This is a genomic window from Amycolatopsis coloradensis, from assembly GCF_001953865.1.
Classification (GTDB): Bacteria; Actinomycetota; Actinomycetes; order Mycobacteriales; family Pseudonocardiaceae; genus Amycolatopsis; species Amycolatopsis coloradensis.
The window spans coordinates 43,790-64,602 of record NZ_MQUQ01000011.1 but is presented as its reverse complement, the minus strand read 5'-3'; the positions used below and the strand labels follow the sequence as shown (position 1 = coordinate 64,602).

General features: G+C 67.6%; 17 protein-coding genes and 1 pseudogene. 3 read left to right on the top strand and 15 right to left on the bottom strand.

Going from position 1 to position 20,813, the window contains the following annotated elements:
- Window positions 1-62: 62 nt before the first annotated feature.
- Entirely contained in the window at window positions 63-929 is an 867-nt protein-coding gene (locus BS329_RS20620; protein WP_076162979.1) for a helix-turn-helix transcriptional regulator, read from the top strand.
- A gap of 119 nt (window positions 930-1,048) precedes the next feature.
- Complete coding sequence (locus BS329_RS20615; RefSeq protein ID WP_076162883.1) at window positions 1,049-1,474, top strand: pyridoxamine 5'-phosphate oxidase family protein; 426 nt, start codon at window positions 1,049-1,051, stop codon at window positions 1,472-1,474.
- A gap of 622 nt (window positions 1,475-2,096) precedes the next feature.
- Here BS329_RS20615 and BS329_RS20610 read toward each other — a convergent pair.
- The 4 genes from BS329_RS20610 to BS329_RS20595 all read right to left on the bottom strand — a co-directional run bounded on the left by BS329_RS20610 (window position 2,097) and on the right by BS329_RS20595 (window position 7,087).
- Window positions 2,097-2,714 carry a GNAT family N-acetyltransferase gene (locus tag BS329_RS20610; RefSeq protein WP_143253130.1) on the bottom strand — a complete coding sequence of 206 codons (618 nt, stop codon included), beginning with the start codon at window positions 2,712-2,714 and terminating at the stop codon, window positions 2,097-2,099.
- Complete coding sequence (locus BS329_RS20605; RefSeq protein WP_076162881.1) at window positions 2,711-6,034, bottom strand: error-prone DNA polymerase; 3,324 nt, start codon at window positions 6,032-6,034, stop codon at window positions 2,711-2,713. The genes BS329_RS20610 and BS329_RS20605 overlap by 4 nt, the downstream gene beginning before the upstream one ends.
- A 259-nt stretch (window positions 6,035-6,293) precedes the next feature.
- Complete coding sequence (locus tag BS329_RS20600; protein WP_244197234.1) at window positions 6,294-6,665, bottom strand: MarR family winged helix-turn-helix transcriptional regulator; 372 nt, start codon at window positions 6,663-6,665, stop codon at window positions 6,294-6,296.
- Between the two features lie 62 nt (window positions 6,666-6,727).
- The gene (locus BS329_RS20595; RefSeq protein ID WP_244197233.1) at window positions 6,728-7,087 is read right to left on the bottom strand and encodes a hypothetical protein; all 360 of its coding nucleotides are present in this window, start codon (window positions 7,085-7,087) and stop codon (window positions 6,728-6,730) included.
- Between the two features lie 590 nt (window positions 7,088-7,677).
- On the opposite strand from BS329_RS20595, the pseudogene ligD reads away from it, so the two are divergent.
- Window positions 7,678-7,812, top strand: a pseudogene (gene ligD, locus BS329_RS45390) (non-homologous end-joining DNA ligase LigD); the annotation flags it as partial.
- 40 nt (window positions 7,813-7,852) lie between these two features.
- Here ligD and BS329_RS20585 read toward each other — a convergent pair.
- The 11 genes from BS329_RS20585 to BS329_RS20535 form a co-directional block, all read right to left on the bottom strand.
- Window positions 7,853-9,358: a salicylate synthase gene (locus BS329_RS20585; RefSeq protein WP_244197232.1), complete on the bottom strand. Its 1,506-nt coding sequence runs from the start codon at window positions 9,356-9,358 to the stop codon at window positions 7,853-7,855.
- 72 nt (window positions 9,359-9,430) lie between these two features.
- Window positions 9,431-11,014, bottom strand: coding sequence for a (2,3-dihydroxybenzoyl)adenylate synthase (locus BS329_RS20580; RefSeq protein WP_167480021.1), 1,584 nt, complete (start codon window positions 11,012-11,014; stop codon window positions 9,431-9,433).
- Window positions 11,014-12,351, bottom strand: coding sequence for a condensation domain-containing protein (locus BS329_RS20575; protein ID WP_076162876.1), 1,338 nt, complete (start codon window positions 12,349-12,351; stop codon window positions 11,014-11,016). The genes BS329_RS20580 and BS329_RS20575 overlap by 1 nt, the downstream gene beginning before the upstream one ends.
- A gap of 33 nt (window positions 12,352-12,384) precedes the next feature.
- A complete protein-coding gene (locus tag BS329_RS20570) occupies window positions 12,385-13,698 on the bottom strand; it encodes an NtaA/DmoA family FMN-dependent monooxygenase (RefSeq protein ID WP_076162875.1) in 1,314 nt (437 codons plus the stop codon).
- A 24-nt stretch (window positions 13,699-13,722) separates the two neighbouring features.
- On the bottom strand, window positions 13,723-14,490 hold the full coding sequence (locus BS329_RS20565; protein ID WP_076162874.1) for a creatininase family protein: 768 nt from the start codon (window positions 14,488-14,490) through the stop codon (window positions 13,723-13,725).
- On the bottom strand, window positions 14,490-15,350 hold the full coding sequence (locus BS329_RS20560; RefSeq protein ID WP_084750000.1) for a beta/alpha barrel domain-containing protein: 861 nt from the start codon (window positions 15,348-15,350) through the stop codon (window positions 14,490-14,492). The genes BS329_RS20565 and BS329_RS20560 overlap by 1 nt, the downstream gene beginning before the upstream one ends.
- Before the next feature lie 63 nt (window positions 15,351-15,413).
- Window positions 15,414-15,953, bottom strand: a complete 540-nt coding sequence (locus tag BS329_RS42685) for a TIR domain-containing protein (RefSeq protein ID WP_208619239.1) — start codon at window positions 15,951-15,953, stop codon at window positions 15,414-15,416.
- A gap of 65 nt (window positions 15,954-16,018) precedes the next feature.
- A complete protein-coding gene (locus tag BS329_RS20550) occupies window positions 16,019-16,798 on the bottom strand; it encodes a glucose 1-dehydrogenase (protein ID WP_076162872.1) in 780 nt (259 codons plus the stop codon).
- On the bottom strand, window positions 16,795-18,486 hold the full coding sequence (locus BS329_RS20545) for a phytoene desaturase family protein (protein ID WP_076162871.1): 1,692 nt from the start codon (window positions 18,484-18,486) through the stop codon (window positions 16,795-16,797). The genes BS329_RS20550 and BS329_RS20545 overlap by 4 nt, the downstream gene beginning before the upstream one ends.
- On the bottom strand, window positions 18,487-19,560 hold the full coding sequence (locus BS329_RS20540; protein ID WP_076162870.1) for a beta-ketoacyl synthase N-terminal-like domain-containing protein: 1,074 nt from the start codon (window positions 19,558-19,560) through the stop codon (window positions 18,487-18,489).
- Window positions 19,557-20,804: a beta-ketoacyl-[acyl-carrier-protein] synthase family protein gene (locus tag BS329_RS20535; RefSeq protein WP_076162869.1), complete on the bottom strand. Its 1,248-nt coding sequence runs from the start codon at window positions 20,802-20,804 to the stop codon at window positions 19,557-19,559. The genes BS329_RS20540 and BS329_RS20535 overlap by 4 nt, the downstream gene beginning before the upstream one ends.
- Window positions 20,805-20,813 lie beyond the last annotated feature (9 nt).

Below are 20,813 nucleotides of genomic sequence, written 5' to 3'. Positions count from 1 at the left end.
GCGGGATGGCCGAATCGACCGAATCACCTGGACGATTCGACGGCCGGCTGTACGGTGTGCGGATGCTGATGCCCGATGGCTTCCCAGGTCAGCGGTTGCGCGTGCTGCCGCGGCCGCTGGTAGCGTCGGCCCTGCGCAGAGCCCCGACCTCGGGCCTGCTCGTCACCGACGCCGGGTACTTCCCCAGCGCGGCCAACCACGGCATGCACCGCCCGCGCAGCGCACCAGAAGCCATCGTGATCGTCTGCACCGACGGGGTCGGGCACTGCGAGGTCGACGGCAGAGTGAGCGTGATCAGGCCGGGAAATGCCCTGGTCCTGCCCCCATCCCGCCCGCACTTCTACTGGGCGGACTCGCGTGACCCCTGGACGATCTGGTGGCTGCACGCCGCGGGCTCCCAGGTCTCGGAGCTGCTCTCGGTCGTCACGCCGGACGGCGGAGAAGCCATCATCGAGGTGCGCGACGTCTACCGGGCCGTCTCGGCGATCGACGACGCCATCGGCTTCCTCGAGCGGGACGAGACCTTCCCGCACCTTATCTCGGCCTCCGGCGCGGGCTGGACCCTGCTGGCGCAGCTGGCCGCGGACGCACTGACCGAAGCCCACCAGCCCACCGAGCCGGTTCGCCAGGCGCAGGAGTACCTGCGGCACAACTTCGCGAAGCCGGTGATCGTCAAAGAGCTCGCGCGCACGGCGGGCCTGTCCCCCTCGCACTTCGCGGCCCTGTTCCGGATGGTGGCGGGCTGCGGCGTGGTCGAATACGCCAAGCGCGTGCGGATGGCCCGGGCGCGCGAGCTGCTGGTTACCACGTCCCGCGACATCTCCGAGATCGCCAGGACCATCGGCTACAACGACGCGTTCTACTTCTCGCGCACTTTCCGCAGAGAACACGGTTGCAGCCCCAGTGAGTACCGGCGCGGGAAGAACTAGTCGTCGCGAGTCGTGAGGTTGTTGACGCGGGTTCGAGTCCCCTCAGCTCCACAGTGGCGAAACACCGCTGATCGGAGCTGGGAGCTGCAGCCCTCCGATCAGCTCGATAGTCTCGGGTGATGCCACTGTCGAAGGACGAACGCGAGCAGTTCCTGGCCGAGCCGCGGATCGGGGCGCTGTCCGTGGTCGAGAGTGCCGATCGCGCACCACTGGTCGTGCCGATCTGGTACCACTACACGCCCGGTGGCGAACTGTGGGTGAACACCCCGCCCGGCTCGCGCAAGGCTCGCGCGATCGAGGCGGCCGGGCGGTGCAGCCTGATGGTTCAGCGGACCGAGCCGACGATTCGCTATGTGGCGGTGGAGGGGCCGGTGGTCCGGACCGAGCCGGGCACCCGCGAGCTGTCGAGGCAGATGGCCGCGCGTTACCTGCCCGCGGACAAGGTTGACGGCTTCGTGGAGTTCGAGCTGAGCCAGCTCGGCGAGCATCTGGCCATCTACCTCCGCCCCGAGCACTGGATCTCGTCCGACATGGGCTCATTCTGACCAAAGCACGTCCCGGCTGTCCTTGGTTGCGAGTGATGGTCCGTAGCCTCTGGAAGCGACGCCCACCAGCGGCGAGACGTCGCGTCCGCAGCGGCGGCGATCACCCACGGCCCCCTGGCAGTCCGACTATCCCACCTGTTTCCTGGAGCAGTTCTGAAGCACGCCGTCAGGCACAACAGCGTCGAACCACACCGGTCAGAGCACAGCTGCTGCAGCCGAACAGCGGATTCGCGATAGCCACGGATCAGGCAATGAGGGGTCGGGGTTCAAGTCCTTGGCTTCACAACACGAAGACCGTCCCGCTTGGCAGACTTGCCGAGGTAGGACGATTTTTTCGTTTGGACGCACCGAGAATGGCGTGACAACTTCAGTTACCGTCAGTGGTTTCTCTGAGCCCACCCTGGCGCGCTCAGTGGCAACCCTGTTCGGCCCGGCCGTCGAGGTACGGGAAGAACACAGGATGCCGCTGTAGCTGACCTGCATGCCTTCGACTTCGCCGAGCCAGCCTTCGCGTTCCGCCTCTATGACGCGGGCTTCCAGGTTGTCGCGGATCTCTTCCTGTCTGGCGCGTTGTGCGTGCGAGAGCAGTGGTGCCAGAGGAAGAACGATCCCGCGCCGCCTGTCACCACCACTGTGTCCATCTCGACTCCGCGGGTACCACCTGGGCGTCGATTTGGTGTGTACACGGGTGAGGATTGTGGGGGCCGAGCGCTCCTACTGTGGCCCAGAACGCGACGGCGACGGGATCTTCGCCCAGCGGCAGCATCGTCCAGTGATAGCGGGTAGCGCGTGCTCGGGCGGCGGCCACCAGTATCCGGCCGGCGCCCCGTCGCCGGTGCTTCTCCTCCACCTCGACACTAACCAGGACAGCGCGCCGGTCAGGGCCACACAAAGAGAATCGGATCTCGCCGAACGTGGTGTGTCCCATGCGTAGTTGGATGGCGCCGATTCCGGCCGCTGTGGGCGGCCGGAGCAGGACGAGGCGCAGGCCGTACTCGTCAACGTGGTCTTCGGTGACTTGCCGGGCGGGGCCGGGGTCGATCATCGCCCACACTCCGGACCCCGCGGACAGGGCATGACATGCCTCGCACGTCCATTCCGGTGACCGGTAGTCCTGCGACCAGCCTTGCCGGACACCCGCGACCGCGAGGTCGTGGCCCCACGGGCATCGTGCCGGTGTGCCCGTGCCGGGCCGGAGAGGAACTTCCAACGTGTGCCACTGCCGGTTCGCGCCGGTCATCGGAAGTCCCGCGACTTCGCCGCCAGGTCTCGCAGATCCAGCGGTCGTACTTGATCGGCGACCACCGTAGCGGTTCCCTCAGCTATCTGCGCGATGCCACGGAACAGCAACGCGCTGCTGGCCTGCAATATCTTCCGGTAGGTGCGGAACATTTCCGGCGAGACGAGAATGTTGGCCATTCCGGTCTCGTCTTCGAGGTTGAAAAAGGTGATGCCGCCGGCGGTGGCGGGGCGCTGCCGGTGGGTGACCGCTCCCCCGATCCACACTCGCGTCCCGTCCTCGGTCTGGCCGAGCTGGGCGGCGGTGACGGCGTCGTGGTCGGTGAGCCACTGGCGCAGGTACTCGACAGGGTGGGAATCGGGCGAGATTCCGGTGGCCCACAGGTCTGCGGCGGTGACCTCGATCCGCGTCATCCCCGGCAGCGCCGGCGCGTCCAGGCCGGGGGCGAGGCCCGGGAGGTGCTCGGGCCGGGTGGTGGCCGCGGCACCGGCGGCCCAGAGCGCTTGACGCCGCTGGGGGCCGAGGCTGGTGAACGCACCCGCGGTGGCGAGAGCTTCGATCGCGGGTCTCTTCAAGCGGACGCGTTCGGTCAGCTCGCCGATGCTGGTATAGGGACCGTGGGTGTGGCGTTCGGTGACGATCGCCTCAGCCGCTTTGTCACCGACGTTGCGGATCGCGGCGAGGCCTAGGCGGATCGCATGGCCGCCGGTGCCGGCGGGATCGGCTTCGAGAGTGGCGTGGGTGAGGCTTGAGTTGATGTCGGGTTCGTAGACGATGACGCCGTGGCGGCGGGCGTCGGCGACCAGCGATTGCGGAGAGTAGAACCCCATCGGCTGCGCCCGCAGCAAACCCGCGCAGAACGCCGCCGGATAGTAGAACTTGAGGTAGGACGAGGCGTAAACAAGCAGGGCGAAGCTCATGGAGTGAGACTCGGGGAAGCCGTAGCCGGAGAAGGCGGCGATCTGCTCGAACACCGACACCGCGGTGTCACGGTCGACACCGTTGGCCGCAGCGCCCTCGAAGAACCGCTTCGCGAGCTTCCGCATTTTCGCGCTGGAGCGTTTCGCGCCCATCGCCCGCCGCAGCAAATCGGCTTCGGCCGGGGTGAACGAGGCGACGTCGACGGCCATCTGCATGACCTGCTCCTGAAACAACGGCACCCCGAGCGTCCTATCGAGACTCCGAGCCAGGAGGGGGTGCTTGTGTTTCCAGGTTTCCTCGCCGCGGCGGCGCGCGATGTAGGGGTGCACCGAGCCGCCCTGGATCGGGCCGGGCCGGATGAGCGCGACCTCGACGACGAGGTCGTAGAACTTCCGCGGCCGCAACCGCGGCAGCGTCGCCAGCTGCGCCCGGGACTCCACTTGGAACACGCCGATCGCGTCCGCCGCGCACAACATGTCGTAGACAGCCGGGTCGGCGAGGTCGAGCTTGCCGATGTCCACAGTGGCCTCGTGAAACTCGGCGATGAGGTCGATCATGTAGTGCAGCGCGGAGAGCATGCCGAGGCCGAGCAGATCGAACTTCACCAAACCGACGGCGGCGCAGTCATCCTTGTCCCACTGCAACACCGACCGGCCAGGCATCCGGGCCCACTCCACCGGCACCACCTCCGACACCGGCTCCTTCGACATCACCATCCCACCCGAATGGATCCCCAGATGCCGGGGGAAATCTTCGAGTGCGTCGGCGAGTTCGAGGATCTCGGACGGGATCTCCCCCGCCGCTTCCTCGCTGGTCTTCGCCACGCCGGCCCAGCGGTTGACGACCTTGCCGTAGGCGTCCTGCTGGCCCTGGCTGTACCCCAACGCTTTGGCGGCGTCCCGGATCGCTGAGGCGGCCCGGTAAGTGATCACGTTCGCGACCTGCGCGGCGTGGAAGCGGCCGTGTTTGTCGTAGACGTACTGGATCGCCTCTTCGCGGCGGTCAGACTCGATGTCGATGTCGATGTCCGGCGGCCCATCGCGTTCCGGCGCCAGGAAGCGTTCGAAGAGCAGGCCCCAGCGGACGGGGTCGGCGTGGCAGATCTCCAGCGCGTAGCAGACCGCGGAATTCGCTGCGGACCCCCGGCCCTGACACAAGATGTTCGCGTCGCGGCAGAACCGGACGATGTCCCACACCACCAGGAAATACCCCGGGAACCCCAGCTTCTCGATCATGTTCAGCTCATGCTCGAGCTGGGCGTAGGCCTTCGGACAGTCATCCCGGTGCCCGTAGCGTTTCGCCGCGCCCACCCAGGTCAGTTCCCGCAGGTACGACATCTCGTCATGCCCGGGCGGGACGGGGAACGGAGGCAGGTCCGGCGCGACGAGATTCAAGTCGAAGGCGCACTCGACGCCCAGCAAGGCGGCGCGGGTGACCGCGCCGGGATACCGGGCGAAGTACTCGGCTTGCTCGGCGCCGGAGCGCACGAACGCCTGGTGCGCCGCTGGTAGCCAGCCCTCCATGTCCTCCAGCGACCTCCGGGCGCGGACCGCGGCCACCGCGTCACCGAGCGGGCCCCGGCCGGGGTGGGCGTAGTGGACGTTGTTCGTCGCCACCGTCACCACCCCCGCCACCTCCGCCATCGACGCCAACGTGTCGTTGAAGGTGGACTCCAGGGGCTGACTGTGATCGATCAGCTCCACCGCCACGTTGTCTCGCCCGAACTTGTCCACCAGGGACACCAGCTCCGACATCGCCGTGACCTTGTCGTTCGCGGCCAGGGCGCGGCGGATCCGGCCCTTGCGGCAGCCGGTCAGCACCAGCACATGCCCGGCGAGATCGTCGACCAGCGCGGTCTCGTCGTAGACCGGGCGGCCCTTCTCCCCACCGGCGAGCTGGGCACGGGAGATCACCCGGCACAGCCGCCGGTAGCCCTCCAGGCCGCGGGCGAGCACCAGCAGATGTGCCCCGCCCGGATCCGCCACCCCGTTCTGCGGGGCCGGAAGGTCAAGGGAGAGTTCGGCCCCGAACCCTACCCGGACACCCAGCTCGCGGGCGGCCTCGTTAAACCTGACTGCCCCGTACATGCCGTCGTGATCGGTCAGGAAGATCGCGTCCAGGCCCTGCCGGGCGGCCTCCTCCACCAGCTCCTCCGGGTGGCTGGCGCCGTCGAGAAAGCTGAAGTTCGAATGCGCGTGCAACTCCGCGTACGGCACCCGTGGCACCGCACCGCCATCGTCGTCACCCTCGCGGACCCGCAAATCCGCAGGCGCCCCGGCGTAGCCCTCGCGCTTGCGCGACCAGGCGGGCGAATCGCCCCCGTCGCCCTGGGCAGGCGACTGGCCGGAGGCCACACGAGCGACCTCCGACCACGGGACAGCAGGATTGTTGAACGCCACACCAGCTCCACACCACACACGCTCTGCCGTGGGGGGAAGCCAGCGACAAACACTCGAACATACGAACGAACTACGTCAACGATCTTGACCCGCTCGCATGCCTGCCGTCAAGCCGAGTGGCTGACATAACACCAGGTAGTGAACCCGCCACGTCCACCCGGTGATCCACGGGCAGCCACTGGCATGGTTGACTCGACTCCGTGGCACGCTAGGCCGTATGAGTGACGCCGGAGGCGCAGCCACCTGGCCACGGCAACGCTCATGCGTCCATCGCGTAGGAGCGCTCCATCAGGTCGGTCATCGCCTGCTGGAAGTCGCGGCACTTCTTGTCACTCCAGCCCGTGGTCAACTGAGCGAAGATGTCCTCCTGCCAGCGATGTGCCTGGTCCAGCATGGACCTGCCCGCAGAAGTGAGTGATGCTTCGCGTCGTCTGCCATCGGCCGCGGACGCCGCCATGACCAGGTAACCGGCTGCTGCAGCGCTCTTGATCAACCGTGACGCGCCGCTCTGGTCGATCCCGATCTCGTGCGCGATCGCATTCACCGTTGCCGGGGTACCGTGCAGGCTGAGCGCATGGACTGCCTCGCAGGTCAGAACGAGTCGCCCCTGCTCGCCGCCCGTGTCTGCCACGACAGGTCGGCGTGACCAGTGCCGGACGAAGTGGAACAGGACCTGCCCCGGACCTCGATCCGTCATTCGGTTGCTGCCATTTCACGGCAGATGTAGGCCAGCTCGAGAGCAGCCTTGAGGTCCGGCAACCGCAACGCAGCCGTGACCTTCCCGTCGGAGGCGCGGTAGACCGTCGCTACCCGTGTGGGCTTCGCGCTCTCGGGCCAGGTGGCGTCTTCCTCGACCACCATCAGTCGCTCGCTGATCGGGTGCCAGGACCGAGGGGTCAACTTGATCCCTGAACGCTCCACCCAGTCAGCGAACTGCGCAGGCGTGATCGGGCCCGCGCCCTTCGGTCCGAGGACGACGACTGGATCACCGACCGCCGTCGCAGACCGTTGCGGGTCGCCGGCGTTGACCCTCGCGTGCCACTCGTTGATCACTTCTTCAAGGCTTGACTCCATACCCAGAACTATATGCGATTTGCATACATCCGCTATCGGGTGGGTGTGACATCAACCTCCTGCCCAGCAACAGCTGAGTCTCAGCTTGTGCCAAAGAGCTCGGTCAGTGTTGTCGAAAACTGTTCCCGTGCGAGGCGGCGCAGGTACCAGTGGTGACCCCTTGGCGCTGTCGGCCAGCGACTACTCGAACCGGGCGGAGACAAGGGGGACATCGTGGTGTTCCCAACACCGGCAGCGATCCAGGATCCGGTACAGTTCCTCGCCTGGCAGACTGCTGAGCGCTCGCCAATCGGTGATTCCCAGGTGTTTCATGGGCGTGTAGGCGCCGTCGGTCGCCACGATCGCCCACGGGATGTGGTTGACGGGGATGGTGACGCGGATGGCGTGGCAGGCCGCGACTGGATCGGTTCCGGTGCCGCGCCTGTCGTCGCTGCGGTGCGATCAGCATTGCCCGGTGAGTTTCACCGAACCCGGTGCCGTCGGTGAGCCGTTGGCGGTACTGCCGGCGTTCGGGGATATCGAGGCGGTCGAGGCACGGATCGGTGATCGTCTGATCGTGCCGGGTCGCCGAGCGGCTTCAGGATGTGCTGGCCGCCGACGGGTTGACCGCGTTCGCGAAAACGTCGGGGTCGAAGGGGATGCGGCTGCACTGCGCGATCGACAACGCCGACCCCGCCGCCTATGCCAAGCGGCTGGCTCAACGCCTCGCGCGCGAAAGCTTTTCCGGAAGGGTGAGGATCAGAGTCATCGCTTCACGAGTGCGGACCAGTGGGCCAGTGTTGGGCGTTCGAGCAGATCGGTATAGCGGACGACGGTTCCGTTGGTACTCCAGCTGTTGGCCAGTGCCATCACCGACAGGGAGGAAAGACCTCGCAACACGAGGTCTTCGTCGTCGGTCAGCTCGGCGGGTTCCACGCCCAGCTGGTCGGCGATGTCGCGTCGCATCTCCGCGTGGCTGTCCTCGGTAGCCGGGACCACGTGCAGGGCGACGCTGCGCAGCTTTTCACTGGTTTCCAAGACTTCCCGGGCGGGGTTCGACTGCGCGACAATTCCGGCGCCCGCGCGCAGCCAGGTCCGGCCGTCCGCGTGGAACACAGTGCGCAAGACCAGGGCCGCGTCGAGCGTGCCGTCCTGTCCGACCGCCAGCACGGCTCCGCCGTACCAGCCTCGGGGCCCGGACTCGTTCTCGCGGATGCATCGGTAGGCGGCGTCCTTGGGTATACCGGAAACCGTCACGGCGGGGAAAAGTGCGGCGAACGCGTCCCACACTCCCCTGTTCTCCGGCAACTCGGCCCGAACCTCCGAACCGAGATGCTGGACACTACCCCGTTCCTTGACCGCCATGAACTCGGCGATCAAGGGGGCCTGTGGGGCGCAGACGGCGGAGAGTTCGTCGTGGGCGACCTTGACCGAGATCGTGTGCTCGAAGATCTCCTTGCTGTCGGCCAGGAGTTCCGTCCTGAGCCGAGCGTTCTCCGCCGGGTCCTGGTGCCGGGCCCGGGTGCCGGCGAGTGGCTGGACGGTCACCTGCCGCTGGGCGTCCACCCGGACCACGATCTCCGGACTGAACCCCGCGGCTTCGTGCCCGTCCATCCGAACGAGGAAGGACCGGACCGGGGTGTTGTTCCGGCGGCCTTCGACGTAGGTGGCCACGAGGTCGATCGCGCCGGGGACCGGGACGACCCGGGAGAGGATGACCTTCTGCAGCTTGCCGCCGTTGATGTCCCGGATCGCGCGGCCCACTGCCTTCTCGTAGTCCGCGACACCTTCCTGCTCGACGGCGATGGGCGCGGAGCAGGCGCCATGGTCCGGTGCTGGGCCGGACACCAGACTGGCGATCTGGTCGAGCTGTCGCCGGTTGGTCGCCCGTACGACGGCCTCTCCGTCACGCAGCGACACCTCCGACTCCGGGATCATGAGCCGCAACAACGGCCGGTCGCCCAAGATGTCGTGGAGATCCCCGCCGAGGTAGCAGAGTTCGAAGTCGGCGACGCCGTAGGCCCGCCAGTCCTTGACCGGCAGCTCGGCCAGCAACCGCTCGAGGACCGGGTACGGGCTCGAAGTCCAGCGCTCACGGCGTTTCTCTTCGCCCCACCGCACCTGGACGGCGTCCCGGTCGACGGTGACCTCCGCCAGACGGCCGAGCGCGAAGGTGTAGCCGTTGGGACTCTCGTAGACGATGTGGTCGTCAGCGCGGAACGTCCGGGCCAGCGACGCCATCACGAGCAAAGGATCATCAGACGTGGGCACGACGCGTTCGTGGTAGCTCTGGGGCAACATAACCGTCCTCTGGTCTCGTAACGGGGCAGTGAGTCGGGACGGCTAGCCGTCGGACTGGGGTCGCTCGGCGAGGATGCGGGCGAGTGCCTTTTTGTCGATCTTCCCCACGCTGGTCAGTGGCCAGGAGTTCACGACCTCGATGCTGTCCGGCGCCTTGAAGGCCGCGACCCCCCTGGACCGCAGGAAGCTTCTGATCTCGGTCAGACTCGGAGCCGGCCCGTCGACCCGCACGAACGCGCAGATCCGTTCACCGAGCCTGGCGTCCGCCGCTCCGACGACAGCGGCTTCCCGGATCGAGGGGTACTCACTGAGATAGCCCTCGATCTCGACGGCGGCGATCTTCTCCCCGGCGCGGTTGATCTGATCCTTGACGCGTCCTTCGACGACCAGGTTTCCCGCCGGGGTCAGCCGGACCAGGTCGCCCGTCCGGTAGTAACCGTCCGGGGTGAACGCGACGCGGTTGTGGTCCTCGGCGCGGTAGTAGCCCCGCAAGGTGTAGGGGCCGCGGGTGAGGAGCTCACCGCAGCCGGTCCCGTCCTGGTCGACCACCCGCACCTCGTCGGCGGGCGACAGCGGCCTGCCCTGCGTGGTGACGACCTCTTCCTCGGGATCGTCGAGACGGGTGAAGTTCAGCAGTCCCTCCGCCATCCCGAACACCTGCTGCAGCGTGCAACCGAAGGCGTCCAGCGCGGCCCTGGCCTGCGGCTCGGCCAGTTTGGACCCGCCGACCTGCAGCAGGCGCAGGCTGGACAGGTCCACGTCGAACCGGCGCCGGGCATCGGACCACAGCACCAGCAGCGGCGGTACGAGGGCGACCATGGATACCCGTTCCCGCGCCACGAGCGGGAAGACCTCGGCCGGGCTCCCGTTGCCCGCGAGCACTACCTTGCCGCCCACTCGCAGGACACCCAGCACTCCGGGACAGCCCCACGCGAAGTTGTGCGACACCGGCAGCACCACGAGATAACAGGTGTCCTCGTTGACAGCGCACAAATCCGCGCTCGCACGCACGTTGTACGCGTAGTCGTCATGTGTACGCGGGATGAGCTTGGGGAGCCCGGTTGTACCGCCGGACAGCAGGAGCATCGCGACGCCGGACGGGTCCGGCACCGGCATCGGTTCAGGCTCGGCAGGCACCGATGCCAGGGACGTGAACTCGCCGGGGTCTCCCAGGACGAGGACCTGCTGGAGCGCGGGTGACACGGCGGCGACATCCCGGGCGAGCTCGCGGAAGTCGAAGCCCCCATGGCGGTCAGGGATGACGTAGGCGACCGCCCCGGAAAGCTCGCACAGGTAGGCGATCTCAGTGCGCCGGTGTCCCGGCAGAGCCAGCACGGGGACCACACCGGCCCGGTAGCAGGCCAAGCACAGCACGACGAACTCGCCTACGTTGGGCAGCTGCACCACGACACGGTCCCCCGCCTGGATACCGAGCCGCCGCAGACCGGCGGCCAGCCGGTCGGCATCCCGGTCCAGTTCCGCGTACGTCCACGACCGGTGCTCGTCCACCAGCGCTGTCCGTCCGCTGTGGAGTCGCGGCAAGCCCCCCAAAGTCTCGCCCGGCCAGTAGCCCTCACGGCGGTAGCGTTCCGCGAACTCGGCCGGCCAGGGAACGAACCCTTCCATCACACCACTGTTCCTTCGAACACCATGATCTCGGACAGCCGGGTCGACGGGCCTGCGCTGACGAACGCCGTCAGGAAGGCGATGAAACGTTCTAGATGACCTTCTGTTTGGTCCTGTGTGTACAGATCGGGGTTCGTATCGATGGTCACCGCGAGGGTCGTCTCCCCGGACAGGGCCCGGACTTCCCACACCGCCAGCATGAGGTCGTCGATCGGGCCGGTGCTGAGGTTCCGCGTTCTCCCGCGAATCCCGGCGAATTCGAACTCACGGGGAAACGGCATGATGTTCACCAACGGCCCGTAAAGCGATGCGGAGGCGTCCGCGACCCGGCACCGGCGCATCTCCTCCTGGCGAAACCGTTGGCGTGCCAGTATTCGTGCCATCGTGTCGAGAACAAGGGCGACATAGCTTTCGGTGGTCGACCTCCGGCAGACCTCCAGATGCAACGGAAGCACGTTGGAGACCATTGCCAGGGTGTCAGCCGTGTCGGTGCCGTGGCGTCCCGTAGCGAACAACCCGAGCACCACCGACTCCGTGCTCCGGGTACTGCCCACATACGCCGCGGCGCAGCCGGTCAACAGGACCGGCCAGCTCGCTCCGAGCAGTCCCTCCGCCCGGCGTATCCGGCTCATCAGGTCAGGCGGGAGCACCACGGACGTGCGCAGAAAGCGTTCCGCTGCTACGGAAGGCCACGAGTCGGACAAGGAAAACGGCCGGGGTTGCGCGGCCAGGCGCTGGGTCCAGAAGGTCCGGTCGGCGGCGAAGCGTTCAGAGGAACGGTACGCCGCCTCGCTCGCGAGTAGTTTCGCCAGCGGCCGGATCACCGGGCGGCGGTGCTCGGCCCCGGTGATCAGCGCGGTGTAACGGTCGGTTACCCGGCCGGTCAGTTTGGCAAGGCTGAAGCCGTCCACAAGAAGGGTATGGACGCGCTGATACCAGATGAAGTGCCCCGCACCGAGCCGAAACAGGAGCTGGCGGGAGAGGGGGCCCAGGACGAGGTCCACCTCTTCTCCCAGATCCGCCCACATCCGAGACAGCGCCTCGGCGTGCGGATCGGCGTGGCCACTGACATCCACGAAACCCAGCGGCTGGTCCTCCGGCGGGCGGATCCTCTGCCGGGGGCCGTCGGACGTCCGCACGAAGGTCAGTCGCATCGCCTCCTCCTGCCCGACCACCTGGTCGATGGCCAGCAGGAAGGCACCGGGGTCCAGGTCCCCGGTCAGCTCGACGTATTCGGCGGAGTTGAACGCCGGGCTACCGGGCCGGTCGGCCAGCTCCTGCCAGATGCCCTGCTGGGCGCCGGTCAGTTCGAGGAGTTCTTCGGCACTTCTCCGCACGGCTCCCTCTCCTGCTCTCTCCGGTCAGGCCGATCAGAACTCCAGGAGGTTCTCCCGCAGGGTCCGGCCGGGGGTGTAGGTCGACCGAGTCAGCCCGCGGCGCTGAAGCGCGGGAACGAGCCCATCGGTGACCTCGGCGACGTAGCGGCGGTTCATCCGCAGTAACGGGGTCGTGAGCATGAACCCGTCGCCACCCACCTGCTCCATCACCTCGCCCATGCGTTCGGCGACCTGGTCCGGGGTACCGACCAGCGGCACGGAAGACACCAGACCGCCGGCGCCGTCGACCACCAGTTCCCGCAGGGTCTTCCCACTGCCCCACTGCTGGAACATGTCCAGCGTGCCCTTCTCGCCGTTGGTCTCCAGCCGGTGCGGCAACGGCTGGTCCACATCGAACTGCGCGAAGTCGATCTCGGTGAGCGCGGACATCTGGGCGAGGATGTCCTTGATGAACCTGGGCGAGGCGACCATTCTCGCCTGCTTTTCCCTCGCGTCGTACTCGGTGTCCCCCAGCATGGGGGTGACACAGAACAGCACCTTGATCTCGTCGGGATCCCGGCCCATCTTCCTGGCGCGATCGCGAATGTCGTCCCGGAAGTCCTTCATGCTCTCCGGGCCGTTGGCGATGGCGATGATGGAGTCCGCGTTGCGTGCCGCGAACTCCCGCCCCTGCGGAGAAGCGCCTGCCTGGACGAACGCGGGACGATGCTGGGGCGAGGGCACGGTGTTCAGGGGGCCACGCACGGTGAAGTAGGTACCCTCGAAGTTGATGGGCCGGACCTTGGTGTGGTCGGCGTAGATCCCCTTTTCCCGGTCAAGCACCACCGCGTCTTTGTCCCAAGAATCGAACAGGGCCCGGACGATCTGGACGTACTCCTCCGCCCGCGCATAGCGTTCCTGCCGCGGCGGCAGCTTCTTCAGGCCGAAGTTCTGTGCGGCCAGGTCCTCCGCGCTGGTGACGATGTTCCAGCCGTAACGCCCACCCAGCATGTTGTCCATAGTGGAAGCAAGGCGAGCGGTCATGAAGGGCGGATAGCCCAATGTGGACAGCGTAGTGACGATGCCGAGCTGTGATGTCGCAAGTCCCATGGCCACAGCGAGCGGGACGGGATCATGTTTGGGGACGATCATGGCCTGGCTCAGCGCGGCTTCCGAGGAGCCACCGTAGCTCTCCGGAACCATGAGTTTGTCCTCGACCACCACGAAGTCGAAGCAGGCCCGTTCCAGTGCCACCGCCACTTCGGTGTGGAACTTACCGTCCCAGGGAGAGCCACCGGTGCCGAACGGTCCCTGCCATTCGTCCGCGGCGAAATCGAAGATGAAGGCGAGGTGGAATTTGCTCGTCATTGTTCCTCTTTCTTGGCTGGCTGCCTAGCGGCGGTTCGCGGACGAGTTCCCGTCGCGGTCGCGGAGCACGGCCACCCCTTCGTCGATCACGTGGCGAAACAGCTTTTCGCCCAGTTCGGCGCTCGATCCGGAGGTCGAGGACAGGACGCCGCGGTTACTGATCCGGTCCACATCCACTGGATGCAGGTACAGGCCCGCTCTCGGCGGGTGGTCGTGGTCCGGCCGCAGGTCGGTCACCAGGTCCGGCCGGAGGTGGAGCATGAGGCTCGTTTCGCTCACCCCCGCGTGTTCGGCGTGCCAACCGGGGAATCCGGTGATCTCGGCAGTGAGCCAGGACTCCTGGACCAGGCTCCACCAGCTGAAGGCGAAGACTTCCCGGTCCCCGATGAAGCCCTGCTGGCGAACCTGGTCGAGCGCCTCGAAAAGGAAGGGCTCGTTTTCGAAATGACCGTTCACCACGACCAGCCGGGCCATCGGCAGACTGAACAGGGATCGCAGTGCCTCGCGAAGGAAACGGATCAGGGTGTCCCCGCCGACGTGGATCGTGCCGGGAAAGGACAGTCCGCCACCGCTCTGCGGCAACGATCGCGCGGCGATCGACTGTACCGGAAGGGTGTACCCGTCGACGATGTCGGCGATTTCCCGGGCGAACGCTTCGGCGATCAGCGAGTCGACCGAGAGCGGCAGGTGCGGACCGTGTTGTTCGATGGCCCCGAGCGGCCACACCACAGTACGACCGGTCACCTGGTCCACCACTTCGGCGCTGGTGAGGTCGGCGAACTCCCTCGGCATCAGTGAGCCACCTTCGTCGACTCGGCCAGAAGGTGTTCCGTACCGGTGAGAATGGTGTCCAGGGTGTTGTACATGTCGGTGTGCAGCGCCGTGTACACCTGCACGACGTCGGCGCCGGCCCGCAGGTAGTCCACCACGTCACGGCCGCAAGTCACGCCTCCGGAACCCATGATGGGCAGGTCGAAGCCCCGTCGGCGCAGTCGCCAGATGGCCGCGAGCACCAGCGGCTTGATTCCCGGGCCCGAGTAACCGAACACCCCGTTCAGTTCGAGGGCACCGGTCTTCGGGGAGACGGCGGCCCCCGGGATGGTGTCGCTCAAGGTTATGGCGTTCGCTCCGGCATCGGCCGCGGCGAGCGCCCGGTCCGTCAGGCCCTCACCGGCGGCCAGCTTGACCGAGAACGGAATCGTCACCCGGCTCCGCACCGCCGCCGTATACGCACGCACCCGGTCTGGGTCGTCCTCCGCATCCGATTCCTCGTTGATGCACGAGATGCCGAGTTCCAGCGCCGGACAGCCGGCGGCTTCGACCTCCTGTGCGAGCCGGCCCAGTTCGACCGGAGTGTCGGCGTGCAGATTGGCGATGACCGGCAGGCCCTCTTCGGCACAGGAACGGAGCATCGTCAGCCAATAGCCGATCGGGCGTTTGGAGTATGTCGTGCTGTTCAGCATGCCGACGGGCAGCCGCAGGATCCGCTCGGCCAGCCCTTCGGGGGGACTGGGATGAATGGTCTTCGTGACCACGGCCCCGGCCCCCTTCGCCAGCAGTTTACGAATGTTGCCCTCCTGGTCGGTCAGTAGACCGGAACCGATGATCACCGGGTTCTTCGTGCGCAGGCCCAGAATGGGAAAAATGGGCATATGGTTCTCCATCCAGGTTTCGGACCGCGAAATGAATGGTGTTTCGTGACGCCGGGCAGGCAGTCACGCCGGCAGGTTCGCCGCCTGCCGCCGACCCGTGGCGGCGAGAACGGCTTGGGTAAGCAGGCCTGGATCCCGGGTGAAAGCCGTGAAGTCGATTACCCGCACCTGGCCCACACAGCCCAGTCCCTTGAGAAGATGACTCGCGCCCTCGACGAACGGCTGCTCAGTGATCAGGACGATGGGGCGTTCAAGCGCGGTGGCCCAGCCGAGTTCGATGTGGGTCCCGTCCGTCCGGTACAGCGTCTGGTCGGGCAACGTGGGCAGGATGGGCACGAAGACGTCGCACCCCTTCATCCAGTTGAAGTCCCGCACCGACACTTCCTGTGGGGTGAAAGCGGCCGTTTCCGCCCCGAACTTCTCGACGACATGGGCCGAGAAGATCCTGGCGCCCTGCTCACGTACGGTCTTTATGGCCGCCTCGATCACTTCCCGCAATGGCTCGAAGAAGCTGTCACGGAGAATGGCATGCTGGATCGGACCTCCGACGAATACGTTCAATCCGGTAAGCAGTTCCGCTCGACTATCCGAATCGTTCGTCAATCGAACACCTCTCCTGTTCATGTGTTCGCGATGAGAATTCTCCCGGGCAAGCGGCACACACAGACCTAGTCCAATGGGAAGATCCCGAGGGCCGCCATGGCTCCGGTGCCCCCGATCGGGGCCGTCGCCCCACCATCCACCGTGTACTCGGCTCCGGTCACGTACGAGGCTTCTTCACTGGCCAGGAACAACACCACCGAGGTCACCTCGTCCATCTCACCGAACCTGGGGATCGGCTGGTAGCCGACCGCCTCCGGGGGCAGCGGGGCCTCCGCGGTCATCGGTGTCCGGATGAACCCGGGGTGCACCGAGTTGATCCGGATGCCGCTGCCGCCGAGTTCGATGGCCGCGGTCTTGGTCAGCCCGCGGACCCCCCACTTGCTGGCGGAATAGCCGGCAAAACCGGGCAGGCCCGCCAGGCCCGCTATCGAGGACACGTTGACCACGCTGCCCCCGCCCGCCCGTCGTAGTGCGGGCGCGGCCGCCCGGATACCGAGGAACATACCGACCAGATTGACGTCCAGCTGCTGACGGAACGCCGCGGGCTCGGTGTCCATGAACCGTTCCAGCAACACGATCCCGGCGTTGTTCACCAGAACCGACAGGGAACCGAAGCTCTGCTCGGTGAATTCCACCGCCGCCACCCAGCCGTCCTCGGAGGTCACGTCCAGATGGCAGAACCGGGCCGCCGGGCCTAGTTCCTCGACCAGAGCCTTGCCTTCCTGATCGAGCAGGTCCCCGATGACCACCTGGGCGCCCTGCGCCACCAGCGCCCGGGCGTGGTTGGCGCCCAGGCCCCGTGCCCCGCCGCTGACCAACGCGACCTTGCCCGCGAACCGCGTCATCGGGCGCCTCGTCCGGATCCGGCCAGACCACGAGCGTTGCGCCGGGCGGTACCGCGGGAGACCCGCAACGGGTCCCAGCCCGGCAGCCGCTCCGGCAGCAGCTCGCGGTCGGCGAACACCGCGCCCCGGTGCACCTCGGACAGCAGACGGCGGCCGAGAATCTCGCCGGCACAGGCGATACCGCTGATCGCCACCCCGGCGATCCCGGTGCCGTACCGGGTGCTCTGGCCGACCACGAACAGCCCCGACACGGAGGTGCGCACGTCCGGCCGCGCGATCTGGCCGCCCCAGCGCGTCATGCCGAAGGAGACCCCGCCGGTGGAGCGGGTATAGCGCTCCTGGGTCAGCGGGGTGGCGACCTCCAGGTGCGTGATGTGCTCCCGGAACGGTCCGATGGCGGTCTCGGTGCCGCGCACGATCGCCTCGGTCAGCCGGTCCTTCGCCGCGCGGTAGTCGGCGTTGCGCCGGTAGCGGCCACCGCTGCTCGGCCCCTCCCGCACGCCCCACTGCTCGTAGCCCGGCGGGCACATCACGAGCACCTGGAAGTTGCTGTGCCCCTCGGGGCAGACCGCCCTGGAGCCGGGGTCCTTGATCGAGGCGAACGAGACGAACAGCGCCGGCAACTCGTCCCAGTCCCCGGTGGCGAGCTGGCGGTAGCTTTCCGAGATGTCCTCTCCCCGGTGCCACAACAGGTTCGCGTTGCGCCGGTCGCCCAGGTCGATGTCCAGCCCGACGTAGGCAACCGCCAGCGGCAGGGCCATCTCGGTCTCCCTGGTCCTGGCGACCAGGGCGGGCGGGAAGTGATCCGGGCCGACCAGCTCCAGCACGGTCCGCGGGAAGTCGGCGTTGGACACCACGAGCGGGGCCTTGATCCGCTCACCGCCGACCAGCTCCACGCCGCCTGCCCGACCCTGCTCGACCAGGATCCGGCCGACCCGGCTCTTTGTGCGCAGTGCCCCGCCGTGTGCCTCGATCGTCTCCACAAGCGACGCGGCCATCACCTGGCTGCCGCCCTCCGGGTAATAGGAGCCGCGCAGGTAGTGGTCGGTGACTGAGGCGTGCATGCTCACCGAGATCTGGTCCGGCCCCATGCCGAAGTTCAGTGTCTGCGCGGACAACACGGTCCTGGCCCGCACCGGCAGTCCACAGTGGTCGAACAACTCGGTCAGCGGGCGGTTGTTCCACCTAACAACTTCAGGGGTCCGCCGGGCCAGGTCGCTCGGGGACACCTCGGACTCGGACAGCAGGCCCGCACGTAGCTCCGCGCCGATCGCCTGGCTGATGTCCAGGAACGAGTCGATGGCCGTGGCGTCCTCGGGGAACGCCTGCCGCAGCCGGGTACGCAGCGTGGGCCAGTCGGCCGGGACGTCCACCTCCAGCCCCGGCAGTACGATCCGGTCGTAGCCGTCCGGGTCCATCTCCCGGAACTTCACCCGGTCGGCCAGGCCCACCCCGGCCAGGATCGCCGGCAGCACCCCGTCCGGCCCGCAGTCGCCGAGGTAGTGCACACCCACGTCGAACTCGTAGGCCCGGCGACGGCGGAACACGTGGCTGTTGCCACCGGCCACGTCGTGTTGTTCGAGCACCAGCACCCGCTTGCCGCTGGTCGCCAGGTAGGCGGCGCAGACCAGGCCGCCCATTCCCGCGCCAACGACCACGGCGTCCCACTGGTCTTCCGGCTCAGTCATTCAGAAGCCCCTTCCTTGACGAGGTTCACCCGTCAGCCGCAGCACGGCGCAGGCCAGCACACCGCTCCGGTCGACCGACGTGATCACCGCCGCCCGCCCGGCCGCCGAGCCGTCTTCGGCGAGACTGAGCAGGGCGGCGATCTGGAAGGCCGCCGAGCCGGCCGCGAGTTCACCGGCCAGCGAGCCATCCGGCACCCGGTCCACCGCTTCGGCGCCGAACCGCTCGGCCAGCACGGCCCGTTCGTGGTCACCCAGGGAACCGGACGCGCCCGAGGGGACCGCCGCCCAGACCTCCTCCCGGCCGACCCCGGCCTGTTCCAAAGTGGACCGGACGCAGGTGTCGAGCACCGCACCGGGACTGCCGTCCAGGTACACCCGCCGGCCGACCGCCAGCACCTCGGCCAGCCCGGGTCCGCCGGATTCGAGCAACAGCACCGCGCAGCCCTCGCCGAGCACCTCGTCCGGGCAGCCCGGTGCCTGCTTCCCCTGTTCCAGCCGGGAACGGGCCCTGGAGTACTCCTCGACACCACCGCACACCACGGTGCTCGCCCGGCCGCTGGACAGCAGGCGCTGCGCATAGCCGAGCGCGAACAGCGCGGCCGGTCGGCCGCCGGACAGCGTGGTGTTCGGCCCCTTGAGCCGGTAGCGGATCGCGCAGTTCCCAGCCGCGCCGCTCATCACGGCGTGCGGGGTGACCGCGGGGTCCACGTAGAACGGCTTCTCGGCCACCAGGGAACTCCTGGTGAACTCCATCATCGTCTCGACGCTGGCGTTGGTGATACCGAACACCACGGCCGTGGCCGGGTCGGGGGTGCCGCCGACCTCGTCGAACAGGTCGCCGACCGCGGTGAGGGCCATCAGCGTGCCCCGGTCCATCCCCCGAGTTCCCTTGACCTGGCGCGCGGCGGTCAGCACCGACTCCGGCACCAGACACGCCTGCTCGTCGGGTACCTGCCACTGATTCCGGTCGATCGCCACCGCCGTGCGGCGGCGTTCCCGGACACCGTCGGCGAACGCGTGCCGCCCGACACCGAACGGGGACACCGCCGACCAGGCGGAGATCACGGGGCTCACCTGGACTGCTCCTCGTACCGGCCGAGGATCACCACGGCGTTGTTGCCGCCGAAGGCCATTCCGTTGTTCTGCACCACCCGCAGGTCGGCCGGGACCGACTCGTTGGGCACGCAGTCGATCTCGCACTCCGGGTCGGTCTCCACGTGGTTGATGGTCGGCGGGATGAACCGGTGGGTGATCGCCAGTGAGCAGGCGATCGTGGCCAGCGCGCTGGCCGCCCCCATGGTGTGGCCGAGCATCGACTTCAGCGAGATCGTCCTGGGTGGGGTGCTGCCGTAGACGTCGCGGATCGCGCGGGTCTCGGTGACGTCGTTGGCCTTGGTCCCGGTGCCGTGGGCCGATACCAGGTCCACTTCGGACGGTTTCACGCCCGCGTTGCGCAGGGCCAGTTCCATGCACCTGGCCACGCTGCCGCGATCAGGGGCCACCTGGTGGTAGGCGTCGCAGTTCAAGCCGTAGCCGAGCACCTCGGCGTAGATCCGGGCGCCGCGGGCCAGCGCGGACTCCAGGCTCTCGAGCATCATCACCCCGGCCCCCTCCCCGGTGAGGATGCCCTTGCGATTCTTGTCGAAGGGCTGGCAGAGTTCCGGCGCCACGGTGCCCAGCCGGTAGAACCCGGTGAACGTCTTGCGGCACATGGCGTCCGCTCCGCCACACAGGGCGAAGTCCACCTCGCCGGCCCGTACGGCGTCGAAGCCGTAACCGATGGCGTAGTTGCCTGCGGAGCAGGCCGTCGCGATCGTCACAGCCTCCACATCGGACAGTTCCAGCTCCTGCGCGATCGCCACCGACAGCCGGTTGACCGCCACCCGGCGCGCGATGACCGGGTCGATCCGCTCCGGACCGGAGTCCAGCTCGCTCTGCACGATCCCGTCCAGGTCATGCGACTCGCCGTCGGTGGTGCCGATGGCGATCAGGCCGCGCTTGGTGGCCAGCTCCTCTGCCTGGAGTCCGGCGTCGGCCACCGCCATCCGCGCCGCGGCGACCGAGAACTGGGTGGCCCGGCCCATTTCCTCCACCGGGAGGGTGCGGATCCAGTCATCGGGCCGGAAGCCGACTACTTCACAGCCAGTGGCGTGGGTGAAGCCCTCGGTGCCGAACACGGTGATCGGACGGGCTCCGCTGCGGCCGGCGCGCAGTCCTTCGGCGAACTCCTGCGCGCCGATGCCGATGCTGGAGAACACGCCGAACCCGGTGAGCACCACCCGGTTGGCCGGTTGCTGCGAATTGAGATCAAGGGACATCACGAGTCA

Excerpts from the sequence above, each read along its gene's own strand:
- BS329_RS20580 (WP_167480021.1), bottom strand. The coding sequence starts at position 11,014 with ATGGAAGGGTTCGTTCCCTGGCCGGCCGAGTTCGCGGAACGCTACCGC.
- BS329_RS20615 (WP_076162883.1), top strand. The coding sequence starts at position 1,049 with ATGCCACTGTCGAAGGACGAACGCGAGCAGTTCCTGGCCGAGCCGCGG.
- BS329_RS20560 (WP_084750000.1), bottom strand. The coding sequence starts at position 15,350 with ATGCCCATTTTTCCCATTCTGGGCCTGCGCACGAAGAACCCGGTGATC.
- BS329_RS20550 (WP_076162872.1), bottom strand. The coding sequence starts at position 16,798 with ATGACGCGGTTCGCGGGCAAGGTCGCGTTGGTCAGCGGCGGGGCACGG.
- BS329_RS20570 (WP_076162875.1), bottom strand. The coding sequence starts at position 13,698 with ATGACGAGCAAATTCCACCTCGCCTTCATCTTCGATTTCGCCGCGGAC.
- BS329_RS20535 (WP_076162869.1), bottom strand. The coding sequence starts at position 20,804 with ATGTCCCTTGATCTCAATTCGCAGCAACCGGCCAACCGGGTGGTGCTC.
- BS329_RS20610 (WP_143253130.1), bottom strand. The coding sequence starts at position 2,714 with ATGACCGGCGCGAACCGGCAGTGGCACACGTTGGAAGTTCCTCTCCGG.
- BS329_RS20620 (WP_076162979.1), top strand. The coding sequence starts at position 63 with ATGCTGATGCCCGATGGCTTCCCAGGTCAGCGGTTGCGCGTGCTGCCG.
- BS329_RS20545 (WP_076162871.1), bottom strand. The coding sequence starts at position 18,486 with ATGACTGAGCCGGAAGACCAGTGGGACGCCGTGGTCGTTGGCGCGGGA.
- BS329_RS20565 (WP_076162874.1), bottom strand. The coding sequence starts at position 14,490 with ATGCCGAGGGAGTTCGCCGACCTCACCAGCGCCGAAGTGGTGGACCAG.